The following is a 23,520-nucleotide window of genomic DNA, read 5'->3' as shown; positions in this document are numbered from 1 at the left end:
GCAAGTTCCAGAGGTGCCGGTCAGGCGCCGCGGTCGGTGCGCAAGGTACGCACGGCCTCGTCGTGTCCTGCCGCGGAGCGCCCGCTGACCCAGCCGAACAGCGCGATCCCGGCAATGATCATGAGCCCGCCCAACGCGGAGAATCCACGCGGCCACGCCTCGCCCAGGAAGCACGCGCCGATCACCGTGGCAAACAGCAACTCCGCCGCCTGCATGGCCTCCACCGCGGCAAGCGCGGTCGGCTCACTGCGCACCATGTCGGTCGCTCGGAAGAACAGCACCGTGGCGATGACGCCCGACGACAACGCCACGCCGCCCGCCAGCACGATCTCGCGCAGCCCGGGTGGTCCGATGGTGAACCACGCGAACGCCGCCAGCAGCAGCCAGAACGGCCAACTGCACAAGGTCATGCCGAACACGCGCTGCGTGGCGCCCATGCGCGTGCCGCTCTGCTCCAGGTGCAACAGCAGCATGCGATTGCCCAGTGGATAGGCGAACGCAGAGAACACCACGGCGGCGATCGCCAGCCAGTCGCCTGCGCGCAGCCGGCCCTGCGCATGCCCCCATTGCAGCGCGAACACGCCGACCACGATCAGCACGCCGATGCCCACGCTGCGCCAGGCCAACCGACGCCGTTCGTCGCGATAGATGAAGGGCGCGAGCAAGGGACCGGCCAATACCGTGGTCTGGAAACTGCCGGCCACCAGCCACGATGGTCCGCTGTTGGCGGCCCAGGTGAGCGGCAGGCCGAACATCACGAAGCCCACGGCGCTCCACAGCAGCCAGCTGCGCGGGTAACGCCGCAGTTCGGCCGGCAGCGGGCCGAGGCCGCCTTGCCACGGCAGCGCCAGGGCCAGCAGCGGCAAGGTGATCAGATAGCGCAGGATCACCGCCCACGCCCAGTGCCCACCACCCGCCACCAGGCTGCGGTTGAGCACGTAGGTCATGGTGAAGAACAGCGCCGCACAGAGCGCCAGACCCACCGCGGCGAAGGCGTTCGAGCGCATCGGCGTTCCATGGCAAAAGAAGCGAGTGTGGCAAAGTTGGCTGGCCTTTCGTAGCGCTCGCCGACCGCCGGTCGACCAGGGCTCAGGCGTCGTGCTCCGCCGCCAGCGGCAGGCGTAGCTGCACGACCAGGCCGCCACCCTCGGCGTTGCCGGCGTGGATATCGCCGCCATGGGCCCGTGCCACGCGCTGCACGATGGCGAGCCCGAGGCCGTGGCCATCGGCACGCGCGGCATTGCTGCCGCGAAACAACGGGCGAAACAGCGACTCCAGCTCCCCCGCCGGCACGCCCGGCCCGTGATCGCGGATCGCCAGCGTGGCCTGTCCGGCCTCGGCCTGGATCGACAGTTCGACCCTGCCGCCGACCGGGCTGAACTTGATCGCATTGGCGATCAGGTTGTCGATGGCACGCTCGAGCAACAACTCGTTGCCCGATACCGTCACGGCGCCGGCAGCCGACACGGCCAGGGTGATCGCACGCGCGCGCGCTTCCACGCCGGCACGCCGCACGCATTCGCCCAACAGACCCGCCAACTCGACCGGCTCGCGATTCACGCCGGGGATGCCGCCTTCCAGGCGCGAGAGCGCAAGCATTTCGCCGGTCATGCTGTCGAGCCGGCCGATCTCGTCTTCCGCCTGCTGGAAATAACCGGCCGCTTCGCGCGCGTCGTTGCTGCGGCGGGCCAGATCGAGGATCAGGTGCAGCCGCGCCAGTGGCGAGCGCAGTTCGTGCGACAAGTCCTGCAAGACGCTGCGGTCGTGTGCCACCAGCGCTTCGATGCGCTCGGCCATCGCGTCGAAATCGCGCGCCAGCTCGGCGAGTTCGTCGTGGGCGCGCCGGCCCCCGGGTCCGACCCGCGCCGACAGTTCGCCCGAGGCCATGCGCCGGGTGGCCCTGCTGATCGCCTCCACCGGACGCGCCACGCTGCGCGCCACCCACCAGCCCACCATGCCGATGAACAGCAGCGACAGCACGCCCTGGATCGCCAGGAAAATGGTCTGGCGCGTCTGCGGTCGCAGGCGCGAGTGGGTGCGGCTCAAGGCGACCAGCTGGCGCACCTGGCCATCGTCGCCACGTACCTGCTGCACGGCGACGTACAGATTGGGCCACGGTTGCAGCACTACGTCGCGCTTCTGCTCGAGCCAGGTCGGGATCGAGCCCTCGACCGCCTTGGGCAGGCGGATCGGCACCAGCGGCTGGCCCTGCTCGTACAGGGTGGCATCGATGCCCTCGCGGCGCTGCTGCGATGACCATTCCGCCAGCGCCGCCCTGCCGCCGCCTTCGTACGCCTGGTCGGCACCCTGGCCCAGCGTCGCCCAGTTGATTTCCACCGCCGTGGTGTACTCGATGAAGCGCCGGGTCAACATGCCGCCGACACCCAGTGCCAGCAGGTTCGCCGCGCAGAAGCTGATCAGCAGGCGCCAGTAAAGCGAGCTCTTGAACGGACTCACGGTGTCCCCGCGACCAGGCTGTAACCGGCACCGCGCACCGAATCGATGCGCGGCGATTGCGCCGATGCTTCGGCGAGCTTGTGGCGCAGGCGGCTGACGTGCACGTCGATGCTGCGATCGAAGCGTTCCAGTTCACGACCCAGCGCCATGCGCGTCAGGGTGGCCTTGTCCACCAGTTCGCCCGCACGCTGTCCCAGTGCCAGCAGCAACATGAACTCGGCGCCCGTCAGCGACAGCTCCTGCTCGCCCACGTAAGCGCGGCGCTCGCCCGGCTCCAGCCGCAGCGTGCCGACCTGCAGCGTGCCTGCCGCCACCGGCGTGTGGCGTCGAAGCTGCGCACGCACGCGGGCCAGCAATTCGCGCGGCAGGCAGGGCTTGGTGAGGTAATCGTCGGCGCCCAGTTCCAGCCCGATCACGCGGTCCACCGGCTCGCCGCGCGCCGACAGCATGATCACCGGCAGGCGATGCTTGAGCCGCAGTTCGCGCAGCGTCTCCAGGCCATCGCGCCCGGGCATCATCACGTCGAGGATCAACAGGTCGGGCCGCGAGGACGGGTTATGCAGTCGCGCCAGGCCACTGTCGCTGTCATGTGCGACATCCACCACAAAGCCTTCGCGTTGCAGGTATTCCGCCAGCAATCCAGCCAGGGCGCGGTCGTCGTCGACAATGAGGATTTTCGGCATGGTGTTCGGCAGCTCCGGGCCCATTCAAGCCGCGCCTCCCTGGGAACTCTACCGGCTTTACCCTTCTTTACCTTTGCGCAAAGAACATACACGCGGCGCCGTCGTCAAATGGACACACCCCAGTCCAACCGGACGACAGAGGAACTCCCCATGCGCAAGAACATCTCCCTCGCCCTGGCCCTGGCGTCAGCCGTGGCCCTCGCTCCGTTCGCCATCGCCGCGGCCGCCGGCCAGGATGGCGGCCAGCACGCGGGCTGGCATGGTCGCGGCCATGGCGGCGAATTCGAAGCGTTCAGCAAGCTCAACCTCACCGACGCGCAGAAGGCCAGCATCAAGCAGATCATGCAGACCGCACGCACGCAGAACCGGCCGCAACGCCAGGCCCTGCGCCAGCAGCGCGAGGCGTTCGAGGCAATGGCGCCGAACCAGGCCGGCTACCAGGCCGCCGCGGCCAGCCTCGCGCAGGCCGAAGGTGCTGCTATGCAGGCACGCGTGCAGCAGCGCGCGGCGATTCGCGCACAGGTCTATGCGGTGCTGAGCCCGGCCCAGCAGAACCAGCTTGCCGCCATGAAAGCGGCCCGCGTGGCGCGTCACCAGCAATGGGAGCAATTCAAGGCGCAGCACCCGGTGTCCGGCTCGACCACGGCCCAGTAACCGCCCCACGACAGCAATAATTACCCGGCGTCATCGCGACGCCTCACAACAAGCTCGGCGCCAGCCTGCATGCTGGCGCCTTTTCTTTGGCAGCGACGCTCGAAACGCTTAGTCGGCCTTGAAATTCCCCGTCAATGCCGCGGGTACGAACAGCGGCGGTGCATAGCCGCGCGGCTTGCTGCCCACGCTCACGCCGCCATGCAGGCGCGCCTGCTGCGCATCGCTGAAGAACCAGTACGGGAACGGCATTTCGATCGCGCTCGCTGCGGCCAGCCCCGCGCGCAGTTCATCGGGCAGCGCAAACGACAGCGCGGCAAGGTTGTCCTCGAGCTGGGCCAGCTTGGTCGCCCCCACGATCACCGAGGCCACGCCAGGCTGCGTCGCCACCCAGTTCAGCGCGACCTGCGCCATCGGCTTGTCCATCGCCCGGGCGACGTCTTCCAGCGCGGCGACGATGCGCCAGTTGCGTTCGGTGAAGCGATCGAAGCCCGGCAACCCCGACACCTTGGCCAGTCGCCCTTCATCCGCGCCGCCGGCCTCGCCGGGCCGGTACTTGCCCGACAGCAGGCCCATGCCCAGCGGACTCCAGGTCGTGATGCCCATGCCCAGCTCGGCCGCCATCGGCACGAACTCGTGCTCGATGTTGCGCTCGATCAATGAATATTCGAGCTGCAGGTTGACCAGCGGGGTCAGCGCATGGGCCTCGGCAAAGCTCTGCGCGCGCGACGCATACCACGCCGGGACGTCGGACAGGCCGGCGTAGCGGATCTTGCCTGCACGCACGAGGTCGTCGAACGTGCGCACGACCTCCTCCGCCGGCGTGAGCCGATCCCAGGTATGCAGCAGGTAGAGGTCGAGGTAGTCGGTGCGCAGCCGGCGCAGGGAGCCTTCCACCGCGCGCAGGATGTTCTTGCGACCGTTGCCGCCCGCGTTGGGATTGCCAGGCTGCGCGTTGTAGCTGAACTTGGTGGCCAGCACGACACGGTCGCGGGTGCCCGTCTCGGCGATAAAGCGGCCCAGCAGTTCCTCGCTCGCCCCCTCGGTGTAGAGATCGGCGGTGTCAATGAAGTTGCCGCCGGCGGCCAGGTAGCGATCGAACATGGCGCGTGCGGTGTCGGCGGCGGCGCCCCAGCCCCACTGCTCGCCGAACGTCATCGTGCCCAGCGCCAGGCGGCTGACGCGCAGGCCGGAACGGCCAAGGGTGTAGTAAGCATCGAGCGACATGGTCAGTTCCCTGCAGTGGTCGGATGGACGCAGTCTGCGCCTTGCCATTACGCGGAAAAACCACCATCTTGTGCATGCTTTATCAAGCATGGCTAAACAATGAGCCCTGACAACGCCAGCGCCCTGCGCGCCTTCCGGCTGATTGCCCGCCACGGCAGCTTCACCCGCGCCGCCGCCGAGCTGGAGGTCACCGCCTCTGCGCTGAGCCAGACCCTGCGCCAGCTGGAAGCCCATGTCGGCGTGCGACTGCTGCACCGGACCACCCGCCGGGTCGGCCTGACCGAGGCCGGCCGCGCCTTTCTCGAACGCATTTCGCCCGCACTCAGCGAGATCGACGACGCCATCGAGGCCATGCGCCAGCACGGTGACCGGCCCTCCGGCACGCTGCGCATCGCCGTGCCGCAAATGGTGCTCGATCAGCTGATCGCGCCGACGCTCGCCGAATTCATGCGCGCATGGCCCGAACTGAGGGTCGACATCCAGGTGGAAAACCGCCTCACCGACCTCATCGCCGAGGGTTTCGACGCCGGCATCCGGCTGGGCGAGCGCCTTGCCCGCGACATGGTCGCCATCCCGCTGGGCAGCCAACAGCGTGCGGTGGTGGCGGGCTCGCCAGCGTACTTCGCCGAACACGGCCGTCCGCAGCATCCGCGCGAACTGGCGGCGCATCGCTGCGTACGATTCCGTTTCAGCAGCGGCGTCATCTATCGCTGGGAGTTCGCCCATCCCGCCGGCCCCGCCCGCGGCCGCTGGTTCGAGCTCGACGTGGACGGCCCGCTGACCACCAACGATCCCACCCTGGCGATATGCGCCGCCATCGACGGCCTGGCGCTGACCCACATGGTCGAGCCCCCGCTGCGGGCCGCCATTGCCGCCGGCCAGCTGGAAACCGTGCTGGACGACTGGCTGCCGCCGTTCGACGGCTTCTACCTGTACTACCCCAGCCGCCTGCAGGTGCCACCGAAGCTGCGCGTATTCATCGACCACCTGCGCCGGCACATGGCGGCCAGTGCGTGAACGTGCACGCCGCCCCGCATCGGCGACACGGGCGCGGCCGGGGCCTTACACGCGACAAAATCTGCACCTGCAGCATGATTCCATGCCATGGTCGCTCACATCGGGCAGGACCGGACGGCCATCGTCCCGGCTGACAGGCAGCGAGGAACCTCATGTCCAGACTACGCGTCCAGAGCTTTGCCATTTCCCTCGACGGCTACGGTGCCGGCCCGCGCCAGGACCTGCAGAACCCGCTCGGCGTGCGCGGCCCGGAGTTGATGGAATGGTTCTTCCACACGCGCATGTGGCGCGGCATGCAGGGCCAGGAAGGCGGCGAAACCGGCATCGACCACCAGATGGTGGAACAGGGTTTCGCCGGCATCGGCGCGTGGATCCTCGGACGCAACATGTTCGGACCCGTGCGCGGTCCGTGGCCTGACGACAGCTGGAAGGGCTGGTGGGGCGACGAGCCTCCCTATCACGTACCGGTGTTCGTGCTGACCCACTATCCGCGCCCGTCCTTCCGCATGGCGGGAGGCACCGAGTTCCATTTCGTCACCGACGGCGTCGAAGCGGCCCTGGAACGTGCCACCGCCGCGGCCGCTGGCCTCGACATGCGCGTCGGTGGCGGCGTGGCAACCGTCCGGCAATACCTGCAGTTGGGCTTGATCGACGAGTTGCACCTGGCGGTCAGCCCGGTCCTGCTCGGCGCCGGCGAAAACATCTGGGATGGCCTCGACATGCCGGCCCTGGGCTATGCCTGCACGCGAAGCGTGGCCGGCGAGCGCGCCACCCATGTGTTCCTGACCCGGCGCCGCTGAACGCAGCGGCCACGCGCCCGCGCCGGCAAGGAACTTGAGCACGCCGGCGCGTCGTGAAACCATCATGCGGTGAGCAGCCGTCCATCCACCGCCACGTCATTGCGCGACCTCGCACGCCTCCGCCGCGTTCGCGACCGCATCGACCGGGAGTACGCGCAGCCGCTGGACGTCGAGGCGCTGGCTCGTGGCGTGCACATGTCCGCCGGTCACCTCAGCCGCCAGTTCCGGCTCGCCTATGGCGAGTCGCCTTACTCGTATCTGATGACGCGGCGCATCGAGCGCGCGATGGCCTTGCTTCGTCGCGGCGACCTCGGCGTCACCGACGTCTGCTTCGAGGTGGGCTGCGCATCGCTCGGCACGTTCACCACGCGCTTCACCGAACTGGTCGGCATCTCGCCCGGCGCCTATCGACGCCAGCAGGCGCAGGCGACGGCGGGGATGCCCTCATGCGTGGCCAGGCAGGTGACGCGACCGATCAGGAATCGAGAAGCGGCGCCCAGCGAGGCGGAACTAGACTGATCGCCATGGACTCCACCACCACCGAGAGCAACCCCATGGACATCACGATTCATTCGAGCTTCCTGCCGCAGAACGACCCGGACGCCGCGCTGGCCTTCTATCGCGACACCCTCGGCTTCGAGGTCCGCAACGATGTCGGCTACGGCGGAAAACGCTGGATCACGGTCGGACCGACCGGCCAGCCGGGCACCTCCATCGTGCTGTATCCGCCCGATGCCAGTCCTGGCGTCACCGACGACGAGCGCCGCACCATCGCCGAGATGATGGCCAAGGGCACCTTTGGCATCGTCCTGCTGGCCACGCGGGACCTGGCAGGCACCTTCGAGCGGCTGCAGGCCCGCGAAGCCGAGATCGTGCAGGAACCGACCGACCAGCCGTACGGCGTGCGCGACTGCGCCGTGCGCGATCCTGCAGGCAACATGATCCGCATCCAGCAGTTGCGCTGAACCATCGGTTGCTTCATGCGCCGCACGGCCGCGCAGGAACGAGCACCGCCCTGCGCGATGCCGCTGGCGGCACCGTGGATCCGTCATCCGGTGTGCGCCATCGCAGTGAAGCAGGCACTGCTTCCTTTCGATGCGCCCGTCGGCGAGCGGCGAAGGCAACGCGTCGTGGCCCGCTGCCTTCGCCGGTTCGTTCGGTCCGCATCCGGATCGCGACGAACACTTATTTCAGGATCAGCTCGCGGGTCAGCTGGCCACCGAGAAGTTCGCGCATGGATTCCCGGTCCGCGGCCGCCTTGTCGCGCGCGTCCCGTGCGCCAAGCACCTTGGCAGCGACCGCATCGGCCTCGTCGTTCCGATCCAGCGCCGCCATGTTGGCGAACGTGGTGGTGAGGATCAGGTCGGCATCATGCGGCGAACGCGCTTCCGTCTCGTAGACCGCATAGCCGGTGATGAGGCCGGCCTTCTTCATGGCTTCCATGTTGGCCTTGTACGGACCATCCAGGTACTTAATGTAGTTGTTGAACTGGCCCGGCTTGACCTTGACGAAGTTGACCCGGGTAACCGGGCCATCCTTGTAAGGCTTCGCGTCCTGCGCAAACGCCGTCCCCAGGGCCACGAGCATGAGCAACGACACGACCAGCATCGAGATTCGTTTCATGGTATTCCCCTTGCTGTGACTGCGCGGATGCGCAGCGGAGGCGACGCTACGCCGCAGGTCACGGGGTGTCTATCTTCCTTTGCGCTGTATCACCGGTGATACATGATCACCGGTGATGCATGCTGCGCTGGTTGCGCGGCATCACCCGCGCCAGTGCCCCGACACCCACACGCTGCCCGGCGCCCAGTAGCCGGGCACCCATACGCGTGCCGCGTAGTGCGGCCGTGGTGCCACCACGACGCAACCGGTAAGGGAAACACTGGCGCTGAACAAAGTGGCGAGGCCGAGACCGATCAGCATGAGTCGACGCATGGGGCGCTCCTGGGGGTGGATGTTCGAGCCCGGAGAACGCCAGCCCGGCTCGCCGCGATGACCGCGCGGCCGGATAGAGATGGCTGCGGTTCATCCCGCGCGCAGCCATCGTTCAGCTGCGGCGGTTCGACTAGTCCCGCGACAGCCGCGCCATGGTCGAGCGGTAACGTGCGGCGATGCGATCCTCGTCGCGGTGGGTGAAATCGCGCACCACCCATTCGCCGCCAACCATTACGTCGCGCACCAGCGGCACATTGCCGGCGAACAGGAATCCGTCGATCACCGAACGTTCGTTGCACGCGGCGAGCAACGGCGCGCGATCATCCAGCACCAGCAGGTCGGCGCGTGCGCCGGCGCGCAGTTCGCCCACCGGCAAACCGGCAGCCAGCGCACCACCGCGCAGTGCAGCGGGCCACAGCGTCTCGCCGACGCTGTCGCCCTGATGGCGCGCGGCGATGTTGCGATGGCGTGTCGCCAGGCGTTGGCCGTACTCCAGCCAGCGCAGTTCTTCCACCGGCGACACCGAGATGTGCGAATCCGAACCGATGCCCAGCGTGCCACCGGCGTCAAGGTACTCGGCCAGTGGAAACAGGCCATCGCCCAGGTTGGCTTCGGTGGTGGGACACAGGCCGGCGACGGCGCCACTGCGCGCGAGGCGCGACGTCTCCTGCGCGCTCAGATGCGTGGCGTGCACCAGCGTCCAGCGGGCGTCGACATTCGCGTGGTCGAGCAGCCATTCCACTGGGCGCGCCCCACGCGTGGCAAGGCAGTCCTGGACTTCGCCGATCTGTTCGGCGATATGGATATGGATGGGGCAGCCCTGCGCCGCATCGGCAGCAAGCACGTCACGCAGCGCCTGTTCCGGCACCGCGCGCAGCGAATGCAGCGCCACGCCCACGCGAAGCCTGTCGTTCTCGTGGGAACGCAAGGTCTCCAGCAGCCGCACATAGGACGGCACGTCATGGCCGAAGCGACGCTGGCGCGGCGCCAGCGGACGGTTGTCGAAGCCGCCGCTCATGTACAGCACCGGCAGCAGCGTCAGCGTGATGCCCGCCTCGCGCGCGGCCTCGATCAGGGCCAGCGACATCGCCTCGGGCTGCGCATACGGCGAGCCGTCGGGCTGGTGATGCAGGTAATGGAACTCGCACACCTGCGTGTACCCACTCTTGACCATCTCCACGTAGAGCTGTGCCGCGATGGCCTGCAACTCGTCCGGGCCGATGGTCGACGCGAACGCGTACATGGTTTCGCGCCAGGTCCAGAAGCTGTCGTCGCTCTTGCCCTTGCGTTCGGCCAGTCCCGCCATGGCCCGCTGGAACGCATGCGAGTGGAGGTTGGGCATGCCGGGAAGCACCCAGTGGCCGAGGCGCGAACCTTCGCCGCCGGCGAGGTCGGCGATGAAACCCCGATCATCGATCGACACGCCGCTGTCACGCACCCAGCCCTGCGGCGTCCATAGATGATCGGCGGTGTACCGGGTCGAAAGCGTGGCGCCCATCAGCCTGCTCCATGGGAAATGCCGCGAGTGTAACCGGCCCTTGGCCCGCTTCGTTCACGCGGCTGCGGCATAATGCGCGAATGGCGAAGAAAATCCGCGAAGACGCCCCGAAGCTGCTGGTGCGGCAGGCGACGCCTGCCGATGTGCCGGCCCTGGTCACGCTCACGGCCCGCGTCTATACGCCCGAATGGGGCCATTCGGCGGAAATGCTGCGCTCCCAGCAGACCCACTTCCCCGAAGGGCAGTTCGTGGTCGAGTACGAAGGCAAGGTCGTCGGTTATTGCGCCACCTTCCGCATCGACGAGGCCACCGCACTGGCGCCGCACACGTGGATGCAGATCACCGGCGGCGGCATGGGTTCGCGCCACAAGGTCGACGGCAACTGGCTTTACGGCATGGAAGTCGTGGTCCACCCCGACTACCGCAACATGCGCATCGGCCAGCGCCTGTACCAGGCCCGCAAGCGCCTGTGCACCGACCTGAAACTGCGCGGCATCGTGTTCGGCGGACGCATCCCCGGGCTGGCCCGCAACCTGCACCGCTACGGCAGCGCCGAGTCGTACGTGCAGGCGGTGGTGGAAGGCAAGCGCCGCGATCTCACGCTGAGCTTCCAGCTCGGCAACGATTTCGAAGTCATCGGCCTGCTGCGAGGCTACGTGCCTTCCGACTATGAGTCGCTGGGTTATGCGGCGCACCTGGTATGGCGCAACCCGGAATTGCTCAACCAGCCGGACATCCCGTCGATTCCCTCGACCCAGCGGCTGCCCGACCTCGTTCGCGTCGCCTCGGTGCAATACCTGCAGCGGCGCATCCGCTCGTTCGAGGAGTTTGCCACCCAGGTGGAGTACTTCACCGACATCGCCGCCGACTACAACGCCGACTTCGTCACCTTTCCCGAACTGATCACGCTGCAACTGCTGTCGATCGAGAACGAGGAGCTGTCGCCGGTCGATTCGATCCGCAAGCTCAGCCAGTACACGCCGCAGGTGAAGGAGCTCTTCAGCCGGCTGGCGGTGAACTTCAACATCAACATCATCGCCGGGTCGCACCCGACCGAGCAGGCCAACGGCGACATCCACAACGTCTGCTATGTATGCCTGCGCGACGGGTCGATCCACGAGCAGGAAAAAATCCACCCCACGCCCAGCGAACGCACCGTGTGGAACATCACCGGTGGCGACAGCGCGGCAACCATCCAGACCGACTGCGGCCCGATCGGCGTGATGATCTGCTACGACTCGGAGTTCCCCGAGGTGGCGCGCCATCTTACCGACCAGGGCGCGCTGATCCTGTTCGTGCCGTTCTGCACCGACGTGCGCGAAGGTTACCTGCGCGTGCGCTACTGCTCGCAGGCACGCGCCATCGAGAACCAGTGCTATGTCGTGCTTTCGGGCAACGTGGGCAACCTGCCCGGCGTGAACAACTTCGACATCCAGTACGGACAGAGCTGCATCCTTACGCCGAGTGACTTCCCGTTCGCGCGCGACGGCATCGCCGCCGACTCCACCCCGAACATCGAAACCGTGCTGTTCGCCGACCTTCACCTCGGCAGCCTTGCCCGCGCGCGCAACGCCGGCGCCGTGCAGAACCTGAAGGATCGCCGCTTCGATCTGTACGAGACCCGCTGGACGCGGACCTCCGAGGCGAAGCCGTGAGCAGTGCCGACGAGGACGACGCAGCCACATCGCCCACAGCAGCGAGCCGCCTGCGACGCCTGACCGACTCCGAGCTGTTTTCGCCCGTGGAGTGGCGCCGCCGCGTGCTGTTCTGGAGCGGCGCGGTGATGGTGGGACTGGCGGCCGTCGGTTTCGCACAGGCGGCCGACTACGTGTTCGGCCTCTTTCGCGGCATCGTCGCGCACAACCGGTTCTGGCCCTTCCTGATCACGCCTGTCACGTTCGCCCTGCTCGCCTGGCTGACGCAGGGCGTGCTCAGGCCCACGCGTGGCTCGGGCATTCCACAGGCGATCGCCGCCCTCAAGGTGGAAGACGAAGGCTTCCGCCAGGGACTGCTCTCGTTGCGCGTGGCCATCGGCAAGATGGCCCTGACGCTGGCGGCCCTGCTCGGCGGCGCGTCGGTGGGACGCGAAGGACCGACCGTGCACGTCGGTGCGGGCCTGCTGTATTCGCTGGGCCGGCGCTTCGGCTTTGCGGACCCCACGGCGGCAGGCCGGTTTATCCTCGCCGGGTCGGCTGCCGGCCTGGCAGCTGCCTTCAACACGCCGCTGGCCGGGGTGGTGTTCGCCATCGAGGAAATGAGCGGCGCCTTCGAGCACCGCATGAGCGGCACCCTGCTCACCGCCGTGATCATTGCCGGCGTCGTGTCGCTGGGCATCCTCGGCAACTATGCCTACTTCGGCCATGTCGACATCGGCCTGCCGCTGGGCAAGGCGTGGTGGGCGGTGCTGGCCACCGGCATCGTCTGCGGCCTGGCCGGTGGCTTGTTCGCCCGACTGATCCAGCCCAGCGACAGCGGGTTCCGCGGCATGGTCGGCCGCCTGCGCGGGCGCCAGCCGGTGGCGTTCGCCGCGGCCTGCGGCCTCGCCCTGGTGCTGCTGAGCCAGCTTACCCACACCGGCCTCTACGGCACCGGCTACGCGCAGGCCAGGGACATTCTCGAAGGCCATGCCGACACGGTGATGGGCTTCGGCGTGCTGAAGTTCCTGGGCAATATCGCCTCGTACTGGGCCGGCATCCCGGGCGGCATCTTCTCGCCGGCACTGGCCGTAGGCGCGGGGCTGGGCAACAACCTCAGCACCATCCTGCCCGGGGTCGATCCGGCGGCCGTGGCGCTGCTGGCGATGGCCGCCTATTTGTCGGGTGTCACGCAGGCGCCGCTCACCGCCACCGTGATCTCGATGGAGCTCACCGCCAACCAGCAGATGGTGCTGCCCATCATGGCTACCTGCCTGCTGGCGCGCGCGGCATCGTCCCTCCTGTCGCGCAAGCCGGTGTATCGGGCGCTGGCCGACAAGCTGATCGAAGGCTACGCGCACGAACTGGCGCTGCGTGCCGCGGAAGCCGCGCACGACGACGAGGCGGACGGCCTGGCGGATGACGATGCCGTCAGCGAGCGCACGGCACGGCCCATGGTGCAAGATCCGGCGACGCCGATGCCCCCGGCGCGCGAACCTCCCAACGACACCTCACCCGAAAACCACTCCACGCCATGACCACTCGCTGGGATCACCTGCTGCTCGATGCAACGCTGGCCACCTTTGCCGGCGACGAACCCTATGGACTGATCGAAGGCGGCGCCATTGCGCTGCACCGGGGACGCATTGCCTGGACCGGCCGGCGCAGTGAACTGCCGGACGACCCGGGGCACCTTGCCGGGCACGTCGACTACCTCGATGGCGCCCTGGTCACGCCCGGCCTGATCGATTGCCACACGCACCTTGTGTTTGGCGGCGATCGCGCGCACGAGTTCGACCTGCGCCTCAACGGCGCCAGTTACGAGGAGATCGCGCGCGCCGGCGGCGGCATCGTCTCCACCGTCCGGGCCACGCGCGCCGCCAGCGAAGACGCCTTGTTCGCCCAGGCGCTGCCGCGGGCGCACGCACTGCTGGCCGATGGCGTGACGACCATCGAGATCAAGTCCGGCTACGGGCTGGATCTCGACACCGAGCGCCGCATGCTGCGCGTGGCGCGCCGCCTCGGCAAGGCGCTGGGCATCACCGTGCGCACCACCTTCCTTGGCCTGCACGCCCTGCCGCCGGAATACCGCGACGACCGCGACGCCTATGTCGCGCAGGTATGCGACCACATGCTGCCCACGCTGGCCGGCGAAGGCCTGGTCGATGCCGTCGATGCGTTCTGCGAAACGATCGGCTTCACGCCCGCCGAAACGCGTCGCGTGTTCGAGCGCGCCGCGCAACTGGGGCTGCCGGTCAAATTGCATGCGGAACAGTTGTCCGACCTCGACGGCGCGGCCCTGGTGGCGGCGTTCGGTGGCCTGTCCGCCGATCACCTGGAGCATCTGAGTGACCACGGCCTGCGCGCCATGGCGCAGGCGGGCACGGTGGCCGTACTGCTGCCCGGCGCGTTCTACGCCTTGCGCGAAACCCGGCTGCCGCCGATCGCGGGCCTGCGCGAGCATGGCGTGCCGATGGCCGTGGCCACCGACTGCAATCCCGGTACCTCGCCGATGCTTTCGCTGCGCCTGGCCGCGGGCATGGCCTGCACGCTGTTCCGGCTGACGCCTGAAGAGGCGCTGCGCGGCGTGACGGTGCATGCCGCGCGGGCCCTGGGCCTGCCCGACCGCGGCACGCTCGCGCTCGGACAGCGCGCCGACCTTGCGGTGTGGAACGTGCGCACGCCGGCGGAACTCTGCTACTGGATCGGCGGCAGCCACGTGCTGCGCGACATGTTCATCGGCGGCGAACCGCTGTCGCCGGACGCCTGAGGCACGGCCGGGTCGCGCCCTCGCGACGGCGTATCACGCCGAGTGATCCGCTCCGGCGCGACGCAAAAAAAAAGCCCCGCTGGTGCGGGGCTTTTCGCAGGCCGATGAACTCAGGCCGACTTCTTCTTCGGTGCAGCCTTCTTGGCGGCGGCCGGCTTGGTCACGGTCGCCTTGGCACCTGCAACGGCCGGCTGCAGCGAATGCGCGCGGGTGTTGCCATAGCTACCACGGTAGGTCTTGCCACGACGGGTCTTGCGATCGCCCTTGCCCATGGGAGAACTCCTTGATTCGTTGGGATGAACGGCCGACCATCGTATCAGTGACGGCACAAATCGCAATAGTCAGCGGTGACCGTGCCCTGCGCAGCCACGTTCGTGATCCGGACAGTCGCCCGCATCGATCTGCACGGTCACGTGCTGGATGCCGAAACGCTCGGCCAGCACGCTGTTGATCGCGCTGATGGCGGCACCACTGTGGTCGCCCTCGTGCAGCTCGGCGTGCAACGTGGCCATGCGCGACCCGGATGCCAGCTGCCAGACATGCAGGTGGTGAATGTCACGGATCGACGGATCGGCCTGTCGCAAGGCCGCAGCGACATCGCCCGGGTCCATGCCGTCGGGCACGCCTTCCAGCAGGATGTGCGCCGACCGGCGCAGCAGGCGCCATGCACTGTTGAGGATCAGCAGCGACACCAGCAGCGAAAGCACCGGATCGGCCCAGTTCCACCCCTGCCAGCGCACCAGCAAGGCGGCCACCACCGCCGCCACGGAACCGAGCAGGTCGCCCAGCACGTGCAAGGTCGCGCCGGCCAGGTTGATGTCGTCGTGGGCATGGCCGTGCAAGGTGCGCAGCACCAGCAGGTTCACCAGCAGGCCAATCACCGCCACCACCAGCATCATCCCCGACAGGATCGGCTCCGGATGGAACAGCCTCGCCGCCGCCTCATAGGCAATGAAAGCCACCAGCGCAAACTGCGTGAGCGCATTGACGAAGCCGGCCAGCACTTCGAGGCGTCCATAACCGTAACTGCGGCGCGCGTCGGCTGGCCGGCGGGCGAACCAGGCGCCGGCGACGGCGAGCAGCAGTGCGAGCGCATCGATCAGCATGTGGCCGGCATCGGCCACCAGGGCAAGCGAGCCCGACCAGAAGCCGCCGACCATCTCGACCAGCATCATGGCCGCGGTCAGCACGAACGCGAAGATCAGCTTGCGCTCGCGACCGCTGGCGCCGTCGTGGCCATGGCCGTGCGCATGATCGTGATCATGGCCATGCGCATGGTCGTGCTGTTGATGGTCGTGCGTGTGCACGTGGGCCGTATTCATGGGCGAATGCTAGGAACCGGGGGGCCCGTTACACAATCACGGCGGACCGGGCCGCCGTCGTCATGGCGCAAACTGGGCGTCGTGCGCATGCGCCGCGCGATGCGTGCGCAGGTTGATGAAATGCGCCGTCGCCACCAGCAGGCCACCGCAGGTCACCAGCACGCTGTGCAGTGCAATGGAATAGTGCTCGGCGAATGTCACGCCGGTGATGAGCAGGGCCAGCCCCGGCAGTGCAAGCAGCAAGGGAAGCTGTCGATGGTGGTGGCGATAGCTGCTGAGCAGGCTGGCCAGCGCCAGCGCGCAGGCGAACATCACGAAGCCGCGTTCGAATCCCTGGCCAGCCAGGAAACCCAGCCCCAGCAGCGGCAGCAACGCGAGCACGAACGGCAACGCGGCGCAGTGGATCGCACAGAGGAACGACGCCATCGCGCCGACCCTGTCGAGCAGTGACCACCAGCGGGATTTGTTCTCTTGTCGGGCATCCATCGGATCGGACCGGAGCGCATCGCAGGTCGGGCTGGGTCAGCCCCGGAAGCGACATGTTACATTATAACGCCCCTGGCGCAAACGACCCCGACCGGGGCAGCCCGCGGGCTGCCCGTCAGGCTTTCCGGCAGTTCTTGCAGAGGCCGTGGACTTCCAGGGTCTGCGCCTGGGGCCGGAAACCGAAGGCCCTGGCCTGGGCCTCGATCAGCTCGGCCACGCGCTCGTCGCACACTTCCTGGGCGCTGGAGCAGTTGTCGCAGATCAGGAACGGCACCTGGTGCGCCTCGGCCGGGTGATGGCAGGAGACGAAGGCATTGATGGACTCGAGCTTGTGGATGAAGCCGTGCTCGAGCAGGAAATCGAGCGCGCGGTACACCGTGGGCGGCGCCGCATTGCCGTGGCGCTCGCGCAGCTGGTCGAGCAGGTCGTAGGCCTTGACCGGCTTGCCGGCGGCCGCGACGAGCTCCAGCACTTCCTTGCGCAGCGGCGTGAGGCGCAGTCCGCGTTCCTCGCTGGCATGTTCCACCGCACGCACGAAGCTCCTGGCATCGTCGTGATGGTGGTGGTGCACATGCGGCTTGAAGACGGTTTCGGTCAAAGCTTTCACCTCGCTGCCGATCATACACCGCCACCGGGGCCAGCCCGGCTCAGCGCCCCGGCGGCAGCGGCGGTGGCAACGCGCCTCGCTTCGGCCGCGGCTGCACGAGGATCACGATCCAGCCGATCGGACCGAGCGCAGCCGACCAGGCCAGGCCGGCCACCGTACGCCCGCGCCACCAGCCGAGCAGCGCGCCGACCGCCACGAACACCACGTTCCACCAGAACAGGGTCGTCCATGGCACCAGCGCCAGCAGGTTCAGGAAGATGTGCAGGAACGCGTCCGGGGCGTCCGGATCGACGCCCTGGGTCGCCTTGGCCAGCAACTCATCCATGCCCATTCCTGCGCGCCGCCGGCACGGGGGCGGAGCCTCAGCCCCGGGCCCGCGCGATGGCGTCGTCGATGCGACGCAGGGCCTCGGCCCGGCCCGCGAGGAATACCGTGTGGTCGATCGACGGCGACACCTGCGTGCCGGTCATCGCCACGCGCAACGGCTGGGCGATCTTGCCCATGCCCAGTTCGAGCGCGGCAGCCATCTGCTCCACCGCCAGATGGATGGCTTCAGGCGTCCACTCGCTCGCGGCGAAGCGTGCCCTCGCTTCATGCAGCACGGCCACGGCACCGTCGTTCTGCAGGTGCTTGGCCACCGCCTTGTCGTCCCATTCGGTGATCGGCCCGTACCAGATCTTCGCGCGCTCGGCCATTTCCTTCAGCGTCTGCACGCGGTCGCGCAGCGCGACGATGACGTCGGCGGGCCGCGGTCCCTGGCTGAAATCGATGCCGGCCTGGGTGAGGTGCCACTCGAATTCCGGCGCGATGGCGGCCGGATCTTCCGACTTGAGGTAATGCTGGTTGAGCCAGGACAGCTTGGTGACGTCGAAGCGCGACGCCGCCTTGTTGACGTCGCTGATGTCGAACAGGCGCACCATCTCCTCTTCCGAGAAGATCTCCTGGTCGCCATGCGACCAGCCCAGGCGCACGAGATAGTTGAGCAGCGCGTGCGGCAGGAAGCCGTCGTCGCGATACTGCATGACGCTCACCGCGCCATGGCGCTTGCTGAGCTTCTGCCCATCGGGGCCAAGGATCATCGGCAGGTGCGCAAACTCCGGCACCGGCTTGCCAAGCGCCTTGTAGATGTTGATCTGGCGCGGCGTATTGTTGACGTGGTCGTCGCCGCGGATCACCTCGGTGATGCCCATGTCGATGTCGTCGACCACCACGGCGAAGTTGTAGGTCGGCCAGCCGTCGGAGCGGAAGATCACCAGGTCATCGAGTTCGGCATTGGCCCATTCGATGCGACCCTTCACCTTGTCATCGAAGACCACCGTGCCTTCCAGCGGATTCTTGAAGCGCATGACGCGGTTCGGATCGTCGCGATAGGGCTCGTTGCGGTCGCGGTAGTAGCCGTTGTAGCGCGGCTTCTCGCCCTTGGCATACGCAGCCTCGCGCATGGCCTCGATCTCGTCCTTGGATTCGTACGCGTAGTACGCCAGGCCCGCCTTCAGCAGCTCGTCGGCCACCTGCTTGTAGCGCTCCAGGCGCGCGGTCTGGTAGATCGGGCCGTCGTCGTGGTTGAGGCCCAGCCACTGCATGCCGTCGAGAATGGCCTGCACGGCCTCTTCGGTAGAGCGCTCACGATCGGTATCCTCGATGCGCAACACGAACTGCCCGCCGCGACGGCGCGCTTCCAGCCAGCAGTACAGCGCCGTGCGGGCGCCGCCGATATGCAGGAAACCGGTGGGGCTGGGAGCGAAACGGGTGCGGACGGTCATGGGATGCTTTCGACAAGGACTCAAGGGAAGTGAACGATTTTAGCCGATACGGAGTCATCCGCCGATGCATGCTTCACCCTGCCAGGGCGGCAGGTCGTGCGCTGGCGGCCCTGGGCTGCCTGGCGCTTGCCCTGCCCTGCCATGCGGACAACCCGGGCTATGACCGGCCAGGCCTGGGATTCACGCCAGCCGTGCTGGACCCGGGCCAGGTCACCATCGAACAGGGCTTGCCCACGTGGACGCGTGATACGCAAGGCGGCATGGTGCAGTCGCAATACACCACGGACAGCCTGATCCGGCTCGGCATCGGCGGCCCTTTCGAAGCGCAGCTGGGCACCTCGCCGTTCAATGCCATCCATCAGCAAGGCCAGGGCACGGACGCCTGGAGCCATGGCCATGGCGACACCATCCTGGCGCTCAAGTACGCGCCTTCAAAACCCGGTGACTTCTTCACCTGGGGCCTGCTGGGCAGCGTGGAATTCACCGATGGCGCGCAGGGCGTGCGCAGCGATCGCCGGCAATACTTGCTTGGCGCCGACCTGAACTGGCAGGTGGCCGACGCCGACACGGTGGGTACTTACCTGGAAGACGTGCGCACCGCTGGCCAGGACCAGCTGACGGTGGCGCTCAACGAGAACCACCAGCTCAACAAGAGCGTCACCGCTTATGTCGAGGCCGCCTGGGTACGCCTACCCGGCGCTGGCAGCGGCACCGAGGCGGGCGCCGGGCTGGCGTGGATGGTCAGCCAGCGCGTGCAGCTCGATGGCGGCCTGCGGCACCGCCTCGGCGGACATGCCCAGCAATGGATGGCCAGCGTGGGCGTCTCGGTGTTCCTCGGCCACTGATCCGTTCGGGACCATGGCCGAGGCACGCCGCTACTTGACGTGCACGGTGATCTGCCGGGACACCAGCGGCGGATCGAACGGAATGTGGTTTTCGTCCGCCAGCTCCAGTTGCAGCGTGTGCGTGCCCGGCGTCAGCTTCACTGTCGTTTCGGTCTGGCCGTTGCCGAAGTGCAGATGCTGTTCGTCCTTCGGGATCGGCTGGCTGGCGGCGGGCAACTCTTTCACGTCGACCAGCAGATGGTGATGGCCGGTGCCTTCCTTCTTCACCCCGGCCGGTGCCACGCCCATGCCCTTGAGGCCGAACACCACGGTGACGTCCGGGCCGACCGTGGCGCCGTCCTTGGGCGAAACGATGTAGACCTCGGCGCCCGCGGGCGCCTTCGTCGTCGGCAGCGCCGGCGCATCGGCAGCGAATGCACTGCCGGTCAGGGTAGCGAGTGCGAGGGCAAGCAGGATGCGTTTCATCGGCGTGTCTCCACGGTGAAAGGTCCATCCAGTGTACTCGCGAAAACTCCGGCATGGCTTCGCGCTCGGCCGGCGCCCGGCGCGCGTCACGAGGACGTCACATACACGCCATGCCGCCGCAACGCCACGGGTGGAACCTGCTCCGGGCCAGCCAACGGTATGTTCTAGTGCGCATCGGCATTGTCAGCGAAACCTATCCACCCGAAATCAATGGCGTGGCACTGACCGTGCACAGCCTCGCCGCCGGACTGGCGTCACAGGGGCACACGGTCGACCTGATTCGCCCCCGCCAGCAGCAACCCTTCAATGACGAACCGGGCATCGTCGCCCTCGAGGTACGCGGTGCATCGTTGCCGCGCTACCCGGGGCTTCGCTTCGGGCTCCCTGCGGGCGGTACGCTGCGGGAGCGCTGGAAGCGCCTGCGACCCGATGCGATCTACGTGGCGACCGAGGGCCCGCTGGGCTGGTCCGCCGTGCGCGCCGCGAAGCACCTGGGCATACCCACGGCCACCGGCTTCCATACCCGCTTCGACACCTACGCCGACCACTACGGCATCGGCTTCCTCACCCCGGTCGTGCGCAACTACCTGCGTCGCTTCCACCGCCGCGCGGCGGCCACGCTGGTGCCCACCGATGCGCTCGCGCAAGAGTTGTCCGCACTCGGCGTCGAAACCGCGCGCCTGCTCCGCCGCGCCGTCGACACGCAGCTGTTCCATCCGCGCCACCGGCTTGCCAGCCTGCGCGAACGCTGGGGTGTCGATGGCAACACGCCCGTCGTGCTGTACGTGGGCCGCATCGCGCCGGAGAAGAATCTCGACCTGGCAGTGCGCAGCTTCCGCGCCATCCAGCGCCACGTGCCGAACGCGCGCTACGTATGGGTCGGCGATGGTCCGGCGCGCGCGGCGCTGCAGGCCGCCAATGCGGACTTCATCTTCGCCGGCATGCAGCGCGGCGAGTCGCTGGCGCAGCACTACGCCAGCGCCGACCTGTTTCCTTTTCCCAGCCTCAGTGAAACCTTCGGCAACGTCATTCTCGAAGCCCTCGCCTCCGGCCTGCCGGTGGTGGCTTACAAGGAAGGCGCCGCACGCGAGCACCTGCGCAATGGCCACAACGGCTACTGCATCAGCCCGGGCGACGAGAAGGCCTTCATCGAATCGGCGACCACGCTGGCCTGCAACGCGAGCCTGATTCGCCACATGGGCCGCGCCGCGCACGCAAGCATCGCCAATCTTTCGCCGGACGCCGTCATCCGCGAATTCGAGCACCTGTTGCGTGAACTGGCCGAGGAGAACGTGCATGAACGCGATGCCGCCGCTGCACACGCCTGAACTTCCCGCCGCCCCCAGGTTCGCGATTGACCGCCGCATGTGCGTCGCGGCCAATCGCTGGGGCACGCGGCGCGCCGTCGGTGCATTCTTCGGCGTCATCAGTCGCCTCGGCGACGGCGTGTTCTGGTATGCGCTGATGCTGGCGCTCGCGCTCATCGATGGTCGTCGCGGCCTGCTCGCCGCGGCGCAGATGGCCGTGACCGGACTCACTGCGCTGCTGCTGTATCGCCTGCTCAAGCGCTGGACCCGCCGGCCACGCCCGTTCCGCGCCTGCCCCGGCGTGATTGCCCACGTGCCGCCGCTGGACGAGTTCAGCTTCCCTTCCGGCCATACCCTGCAGGCGGTGAGCTTCACCGTCGTCGCACTCGCCTGGTATCCGCTGCTCGCGCCGCTGCTGCTCGGCTTCACCACCCTGGTGGGCGCCTCGCGCGTGATCCTCGGCCTGCATTATCCCAGCGACGTCATCGCGGCCACGGTCATCGGCACGGCACTGGGCGCACTTTCCCTGTGGCTGCTGCCGCTGCACGCATGGATCGGCTGAGGGGCGACCCGGGCACGCATTGCGCATTCCTTCCGCAACGCGTCGCAACCTCTTTGCGCTCAAGCGGATAGCCCACCTATCCACAAGCTTTTCCCGCAGGCATCCACACTCTCTGTGGAAAACCGCGCAGGTGCCGCGCTGTCACCGCGTTGCGCGCGCTGCGCAATCCTTCGCCACGGCGTCGCAATGGCATGCAGCAACAAGCAGTTGCGATGGTTTTCCACAGCTTTGTTCGTGCTGCATCCACAGCCGCTGTGGACAACGTACATGCAGGCAGTGGCGCACGATGGCCAAAAGCTGCGCACGGCGTGACAAGTGCTTGTCGCCAAAGCAGTGAATCGCGCTTGTCCACAGGCTTGTACGGAGGACATCCACCATCGCTGTGGAAAACTGCACGACCCGCGCGGCGCCCTGGTCAAAAGCTCAGCACGGTGTACCAAGTGTTTGTTGGCAAAGACGCGATGCGCACTTTTCCACAGGCTAACCCGACCCGCATCCACACGCGCTGTGGACAACTGCCATGCGAGGCAAAAAAAAACGCCTCGCTGGGCGAGGCGCTGTTCGCGTTCGTGCAACCGGTGCGATGGCGATCAGGCCGCGCGCGGCGCCTTCATCATGATGCCGAGCAGGTCGGCCAGCTTGTCGCGCATTTCGCGGCGATCAATGATGAGGTCGATCGCGCCGTGGTCGACGAGGAACTCGGAACGCTGGAAGCCTTCCGGCAACGTCTCGCGCACGGTCTGCTCGATCACGCGCGGACCGGCGAAGCCGATCAGTGCCTTCGGCTCGCCCACGTTGATGTCACCCAGCATGCCCAGGCTCGCCGACACGCCGCCGGTGGTCGGGTGGGTCAGCACGCTGATATACGGCACGCCGGCATCGCGCATGCGCGCCAGCGCAGCCGAGGTCTTGGCCATCTGCATCAGCGAGAACAGGGATTCCTGCATGCGGGCGCCGCCCGTGGCGGAGAAACACACCAGGGCGCTGCGATCGGCCAGCGCGCGCTCGGCGGCGCGGGTGAACTTCTCGCCCACCACCGAACCCATCGAGCCGCCCATGTAGGAGAACTCGAACGCCACGGCCATCAGCGGGCGGCCCTTCAGGCGACCGCTCATGGCGATCAGCGCGTCTTTTTCGCCGGTGGACTTCTGTGCCGCCACGATGCGGTCGCGGTACTTCTTCGAATCACGGAACTTGAGCGGGTCGCTCGGTTCCATGCTCGCCCACAGTTCCTGCGCGGAACCCGGGTCCAGCAGCGAATCCAGGCGCGCGCGCGCATCGATATTGTGGTGATGGCCGCACTTGGGGCAAACCATCAGGTTGCGTTCCAGTTCCGGCCGGTACAGCACCGTGCCGCAACCGCCGCACTTCTCCCACACGCCCTCTGGCACCTTGCCCTTGCCGGCGATGCCGTTGCCCTGCGTGCGGGCACGCGGAGTCATGATTTTCTGGAGCCAGTTCATCGCAACACCTCAAACGTTCATGACGCGA

At 67.6% G+C, this 23,520-nt stretch carries 26 protein-coding genes; 11 read left to right on the top strand and 15 right to left on the bottom strand.

The window, feature by feature from the left end:
- Window positions 1–20: 20 nt before the first annotated feature.
- From ACXU4B_RS01675 to ACXU4B_RS01665, 3 genes are all read right to left on the bottom strand, one after another.
- Entirely contained in the window at window positions 21–1,007 is a 987-nt protein-coding gene (locus ACXU4B_RS01675; RefSeq protein ID WP_131407164.1) for a multidrug resistance efflux transporter family protein, read from the bottom strand.
- Window positions 1,008–1,089: 82 nt separating this feature from the next.
- Window positions 1,090–2,457, bottom strand: coding sequence for a sensor histidine kinase (locus tag ACXU4B_RS01670; protein ID WP_131407162.1), 1,368 nt, complete (start codon window positions 2,455–2,457; stop codon window positions 1,090–1,092).
- Window positions 2,454–3,140: a response regulator transcription factor gene (locus ACXU4B_RS01665; RefSeq protein ID WP_131407160.1), complete on the bottom strand. Its 687-nt coding sequence runs from the start codon at window positions 3,138–3,140 to the stop codon at window positions 2,454–2,456. Before ACXU4B_RS01665 ends, ACXU4B_RS01670 begins: the two co-directional genes overlap by 4 nt.
- 150 nt (window positions 3,141–3,290) lie before the next feature.
- Here ACXU4B_RS01665 and ACXU4B_RS01660 point away from each other — a divergent pair, with 150 nt between their 5' ends.
- Window positions 3,291–3,794 (top strand): Spy/CpxP family protein refolding chaperone, encoded by a 504-nt coding sequence (locus tag ACXU4B_RS01660; protein ID WP_131407158.1) that lies wholly within the window; start codon window positions 3,291–3,293, stop codon window positions 3,792–3,794.
- Between the two features lie 108 nt (window positions 3,795–3,902).
- Here the strand turns inward: ACXU4B_RS01660 and ACXU4B_RS01655 are convergent, their stop codons facing one another.
- The gene (locus ACXU4B_RS01655) at window positions 3,903–5,018 is read right to left on the bottom strand and encodes an aldo/keto reductase (protein ID WP_131407156.1); all 1,116 of its coding nucleotides are present in this window, start codon (window positions 5,016–5,018) and stop codon (window positions 3,903–3,905) included.
- A 99-nt stretch (window positions 5,019–5,117) separates the two neighbouring features.
- On the opposite strand from ACXU4B_RS01655, the gene ACXU4B_RS01650 reads away from it, so the two are divergent.
- The 4 genes from ACXU4B_RS01650 to ACXU4B_RS01635 all read left to right on the top strand — a co-directional run bounded on the left by ACXU4B_RS01650 (window position 5,118) and on the right by ACXU4B_RS01635 (window position 7,800).
- Window positions 5,118–6,035 (top strand): LysR family transcriptional regulator, encoded by a 918-nt coding sequence (locus ACXU4B_RS01650; RefSeq protein WP_131407154.1) that lies wholly within the window; start codon window positions 5,118–5,120, stop codon window positions 6,033–6,035.
- Between the two features lie 152 nt (window positions 6,036–6,187).
- Window positions 6,188–6,835: a dihydrofolate reductase family protein gene (locus tag ACXU4B_RS01645; RefSeq protein WP_131407152.1), complete on the top strand. Its 648-nt coding sequence runs from the start codon at window positions 6,188–6,190 to the stop codon at window positions 6,833–6,835.
- Window positions 6,836–6,904: 69 nt separating this feature from the next.
- Window positions 6,905–7,354, top strand: a complete 450-nt coding sequence (locus ACXU4B_RS01640) for a helix-turn-helix transcriptional regulator (RefSeq protein ID WP_131407150.1) — start codon at window positions 6,905–6,907, stop codon at window positions 7,352–7,354.
- 5 nt (window positions 7,355–7,359) lie between these two features.
- On the top strand, window positions 7,360–7,800 hold the full coding sequence (locus tag ACXU4B_RS01635; RefSeq protein ID WP_240733983.1) for a VOC family protein: 441 nt from the start codon (window positions 7,360–7,362) through the stop codon (window positions 7,798–7,800).
- A 220-nt stretch (window positions 7,801–8,020) separates the two neighbouring features.
- On the opposite strand, the gene ACXU4B_RS01630 is transcribed toward ACXU4B_RS01635, so the two are convergent.
- The 3 genes from ACXU4B_RS01630 to ACXU4B_RS01620 all read right to left on the bottom strand — a co-directional run bounded on the left by ACXU4B_RS01630 (window position 8,021) and on the right by ACXU4B_RS01620 (window position 10,268).
- Window positions 8,021–8,458 carry a hypothetical protein gene (locus ACXU4B_RS01630; RefSeq protein WP_131407148.1) on the bottom strand — a complete coding sequence of 146 codons (438 nt, stop codon included), beginning with the start codon at window positions 8,456–8,458 and terminating at the stop codon, window positions 8,021–8,023.
- A gap of 141 nt (window positions 8,459–8,599) precedes the next feature.
- Window positions 8,600–8,770, bottom strand: coding sequence for a YXWGXW repeat-containing protein (locus tag ACXU4B_RS01625; RefSeq protein WP_131407146.1), 171 nt, complete (start codon window positions 8,768–8,770; stop codon window positions 8,600–8,602).
- Window positions 8,771–8,900: 130 nt separating this feature from the next.
- Entirely contained in the window at window positions 8,901–10,268 is a 1,368-nt protein-coding gene (locus ACXU4B_RS01620; RefSeq protein WP_131407144.1) for a formimidoylglutamate deiminase, read from the bottom strand.
- A gap of 80 nt (window positions 10,269–10,348) precedes the next feature.
- Between ACXU4B_RS01620 and ACXU4B_RS01615 the strand changes: the two genes are divergently transcribed.
- Genes ACXU4B_RS01615 through hutI form a run of 3 tightly spaced genes read left to right on the top strand, consistent with a single transcriptional unit; the run spans window position 10,349 to window position 14,672 of the window.
- Window positions 10,349–11,923, top strand: a complete 1,575-nt coding sequence (locus tag ACXU4B_RS01615) for a carbon-nitrogen hydrolase family protein (protein WP_131407142.1) — start codon at window positions 10,349–10,351, stop codon at window positions 11,921–11,923.
- On the top strand, window positions 11,920–13,440 hold the full coding sequence (locus ACXU4B_RS01610) for a chloride channel protein (RefSeq protein WP_131407139.1): 1,521 nt from the start codon (window positions 11,920–11,922) through the stop codon (window positions 13,438–13,440). Before ACXU4B_RS01615 ends, ACXU4B_RS01610 begins: the two co-directional genes overlap by 4 nt.
- A complete protein-coding gene (hutI, locus tag ACXU4B_RS01605) occupies window positions 13,437–14,672 on the top strand; it encodes an imidazolonepropionase (RefSeq protein WP_131407137.1) in 1,236 nt (411 codons plus the stop codon). The genes ACXU4B_RS01610 and hutI overlap by 4 nt, the downstream gene beginning before the upstream one ends.
- 110 nt (window positions 14,673–14,782) lie before the next feature.
- On the opposite strand, the gene ACXU4B_RS01600 is transcribed toward hutI, so the two are convergent.
- From ACXU4B_RS01600 to gltX, 6 genes are all read right to left on the bottom strand, one after another.
- Window positions 14,783–14,944, bottom strand: coding sequence for a 30S ribosomal protein THX (locus tag ACXU4B_RS01600; protein WP_111982235.1), 162 nt, complete (start codon window positions 14,942–14,944; stop codon window positions 14,783–14,785).
- A 69-nt stretch (window positions 14,945–15,013) separates the two neighbouring features.
- Window positions 15,014–15,994, bottom strand: a complete 981-nt coding sequence (locus tag ACXU4B_RS01595; RefSeq protein ID WP_131407135.1) for a cation diffusion facilitator family transporter — start codon at window positions 15,992–15,994, stop codon at window positions 15,014–15,016.
- A gap of 60 nt (window positions 15,995–16,054) precedes the next feature.
- Complete coding sequence (locus ACXU4B_RS01590; protein ID WP_131407133.1) at window positions 16,055–16,480, bottom strand: MerC domain-containing protein; 426 nt, start codon at window positions 16,478–16,480, stop codon at window positions 16,055–16,057.
- Between the two features lie 115 nt (window positions 16,481–16,595).
- On the bottom strand, window positions 16,596–17,102 hold the full coding sequence (locus ACXU4B_RS01585; protein ID WP_131407130.1) for a transcriptional repressor: 507 nt from the start codon (window positions 17,100–17,102) through the stop codon (window positions 16,596–16,598).
- A 25-nt stretch (window positions 17,103–17,127) separates the two neighbouring features.
- Window positions 17,128–17,412: a hypothetical protein gene (locus ACXU4B_RS01580; RefSeq protein ID WP_131407128.1), complete on the bottom strand. Its 285-nt coding sequence runs from the start codon at window positions 17,410–17,412 to the stop codon at window positions 17,128–17,130.
- A gap of 37 nt (window positions 17,413–17,449) precedes the next feature.
- On the bottom strand, window positions 17,450–18,850 hold the full coding sequence (gltX, locus tag ACXU4B_RS01575; RefSeq protein WP_131407126.1) for a glutamate--tRNA ligase: 1,401 nt from the start codon (window positions 18,848–18,850) through the stop codon (window positions 17,450–17,452).
- A 68-nt stretch (window positions 18,851–18,918) separates the two neighbouring features.
- Between gltX and ACXU4B_RS01570 the strand changes: the two genes are divergently transcribed.
- Window positions 18,919–19,695: a transporter family protein gene (locus ACXU4B_RS01570; protein ID WP_131407123.1), complete on the top strand. Its 777-nt coding sequence runs from the start codon at window positions 18,919–18,921 to the stop codon at window positions 19,693–19,695.
- Between the two features lie 30 nt (window positions 19,696–19,725).
- Here ACXU4B_RS01570 and ACXU4B_RS01565 read toward each other — a convergent pair whose 3' ends face one another.
- The gene (locus ACXU4B_RS01565; protein ID WP_131407120.1) at window positions 19,726–20,160 is read right to left on the bottom strand and encodes a DUF4399 domain-containing protein; all 435 of its coding nucleotides are present in this window, start codon (window positions 20,158–20,160) and stop codon (window positions 19,726–19,728) included.
- A gap of 167 nt (window positions 20,161–20,327) precedes the next feature.
- Between ACXU4B_RS01565 and ACXU4B_RS01560 the strand changes: the two genes are divergently transcribed.
- The gene (locus tag ACXU4B_RS01560; protein ID WP_131407117.1) at window positions 20,328–21,488 is read left to right on the top strand and encodes a glycosyltransferase family 4 protein; all 1,161 of its coding nucleotides are present in this window, start codon (window positions 20,328–20,330) and stop codon (window positions 21,486–21,488) included.
- Window positions 21,457–22,029: a phosphatase PAP2 family protein gene (locus ACXU4B_RS01555; protein WP_131407115.1), complete on the top strand. Its 573-nt coding sequence runs from the start codon at window positions 21,457–21,459 to the stop codon at window positions 22,027–22,029. The genes ACXU4B_RS01560 and ACXU4B_RS01555 overlap by 32 nt, the downstream gene beginning before the upstream one ends.
- Before the next feature lie 590 nt (window positions 22,030–22,619).
- Here ACXU4B_RS01555 and accD read toward each other — a convergent pair.
- Window positions 22,620–23,492 (bottom strand): acetyl-CoA carboxylase, carboxyltransferase subunit beta, encoded by an 873-nt coding sequence (accD, locus tag ACXU4B_RS01550; protein ID WP_131407111.1) that lies wholly within the window; start codon window positions 23,490–23,492, stop codon window positions 22,620–22,622.
- Window positions 23,493–23,520 lie beyond the last annotated feature (28 nt).

Source organism: Dyella soli (genome assembly GCF_054482295.1).
Note: the sequence above shows the minus strand (reverse complement) of the source record. Positions and strands in the feature narration are given on the sequence as shown.

Bases quoted from the DNA above. Each gene is read 5' to 3' on its own strand.
- ACXU4B_RS01675 (WP_131407164.1), bottom strand. From the start codon at position 1,007: ATGCGCTCGAACGCCTTCGCCGCGGTGGGTCTGGCGCTCTGTGCGGCG.
- ACXU4B_RS01665 (WP_131407160.1), bottom strand. From the start codon at position 3,140: ATGCCGAAAATCCTCATTGTCGACGACGACCGCGCCCTGGCTGGATTG.
- ACXU4B_RS01660 (WP_131407158.1), top strand. From the start codon at position 3,291: ATGCGCAAGAACATCTCCCTCGCCCTGGCCCTGGCGTCAGCCGTGGCC.
- ACXU4B_RS01655 (WP_131407156.1), bottom strand. From the start codon at position 5,018: ATGTCGCTCGATGCTTACTACACCCTTGGCCGTTCCGGCCTGCGCGTC.
- ACXU4B_RS01650 (WP_131407154.1), top strand. From the start codon at position 5,118: ATGAGCCCTGACAACGCCAGCGCCCTGCGCGCCTTCCGGCTGATTGCC.
- ACXU4B_RS01645 (WP_131407152.1), top strand. From the start codon at position 6,188: ATGTCCAGACTACGCGTCCAGAGCTTTGCCATTTCCCTCGACGGCTAC.
- ACXU4B_RS01635 (WP_240733983.1), top strand. From the start codon at position 7,360: ATGGACTCCACCACCACCGAGAGCAACCCCATGGACATCACGATTCAT.
- ACXU4B_RS01630 (WP_131407148.1), bottom strand. From the start codon at position 8,458: ATGAAACGAATCTCGATGCTGGTCGTGTCGTTGCTCATGCTCGTGGCC.
- ACXU4B_RS01625 (WP_131407146.1), bottom strand. From the start codon at position 8,770: ATGCGTCGACTCATGCTGATCGGTCTCGGCCTCGCCACTTTGTTCAGC.
- ACXU4B_RS01620 (WP_131407144.1), bottom strand. From the start codon at position 10,268: ATGGGCGCCACGCTTTCGACCCGGTACACCGCCGATCATCTATGGACG.
- ACXU4B_RS01615 (WP_131407142.1), top strand. From the start codon at position 10,349: ATGGCGAAGAAAATCCGCGAAGACGCCCCGAAGCTGCTGGTGCGGCAG.
- hutI (WP_131407137.1), top strand. From the start codon at position 13,437: ATGACCACTCGCTGGGATCACCTGCTGCTCGATGCAACGCTGGCCACC.
- ACXU4B_RS01600 (WP_111982235.1), bottom strand. From the start codon at position 14,944: ATGGGCAAGGGCGATCGCAAGACCCGTCGTGGCAAGACCTACCGTGGT.
- ACXU4B_RS01595 (WP_131407135.1), bottom strand. From the start codon at position 15,994: ATGAATACGGCCCACGTGCACACGCACGACCATCAACAGCACGACCAT.
- ACXU4B_RS01590 (WP_131407133.1), bottom strand. From the start codon at position 16,480: ATGGATGCCCGACAAGAGAACAAATCCCGCTGGTGGTCACTGCTCGAC.
- ACXU4B_RS01585 (WP_131407130.1), bottom strand. From the start codon at position 17,102: ATGATCGGCAGCGAGGTGAAAGCTTTGACCGAAACCGTCTTCAAGCCG.
- ACXU4B_RS01580 (WP_131407128.1), bottom strand. From the start codon at position 17,412: ATGGATGAGTTGCTGGCCAAGGCGACCCAGGGCGTCGATCCGGACGCC.
- gltX (WP_131407126.1), bottom strand. From the start codon at position 18,850: ATGACCGTCCGCACCCGTTTCGCTCCCAGCCCCACCGGTTTCCTGCAT.
- ACXU4B_RS01570 (WP_131407123.1), top strand. From the start codon at position 18,919: ATGCTTCACCCTGCCAGGGCGGCAGGTCGTGCGCTGGCGGCCCTGGGC.
- ACXU4B_RS01565 (WP_131407120.1), bottom strand. From the start codon at position 20,160: ATGAAACGCATCCTGCTTGCCCTCGCACTCGCTACCCTGACCGGCAGT.
- ACXU4B_RS01555 (WP_131407115.1), top strand. From the start codon at position 21,457: ATGAACGCGATGCCGCCGCTGCACACGCCTGAACTTCCCGCCGCCCCC.
- accD (WP_131407111.1), bottom strand. From the start codon at position 23,492: ATGAACTGGCTCCAGAAAATCATGACTCCGCGTGCCCGCACGCAGGGC.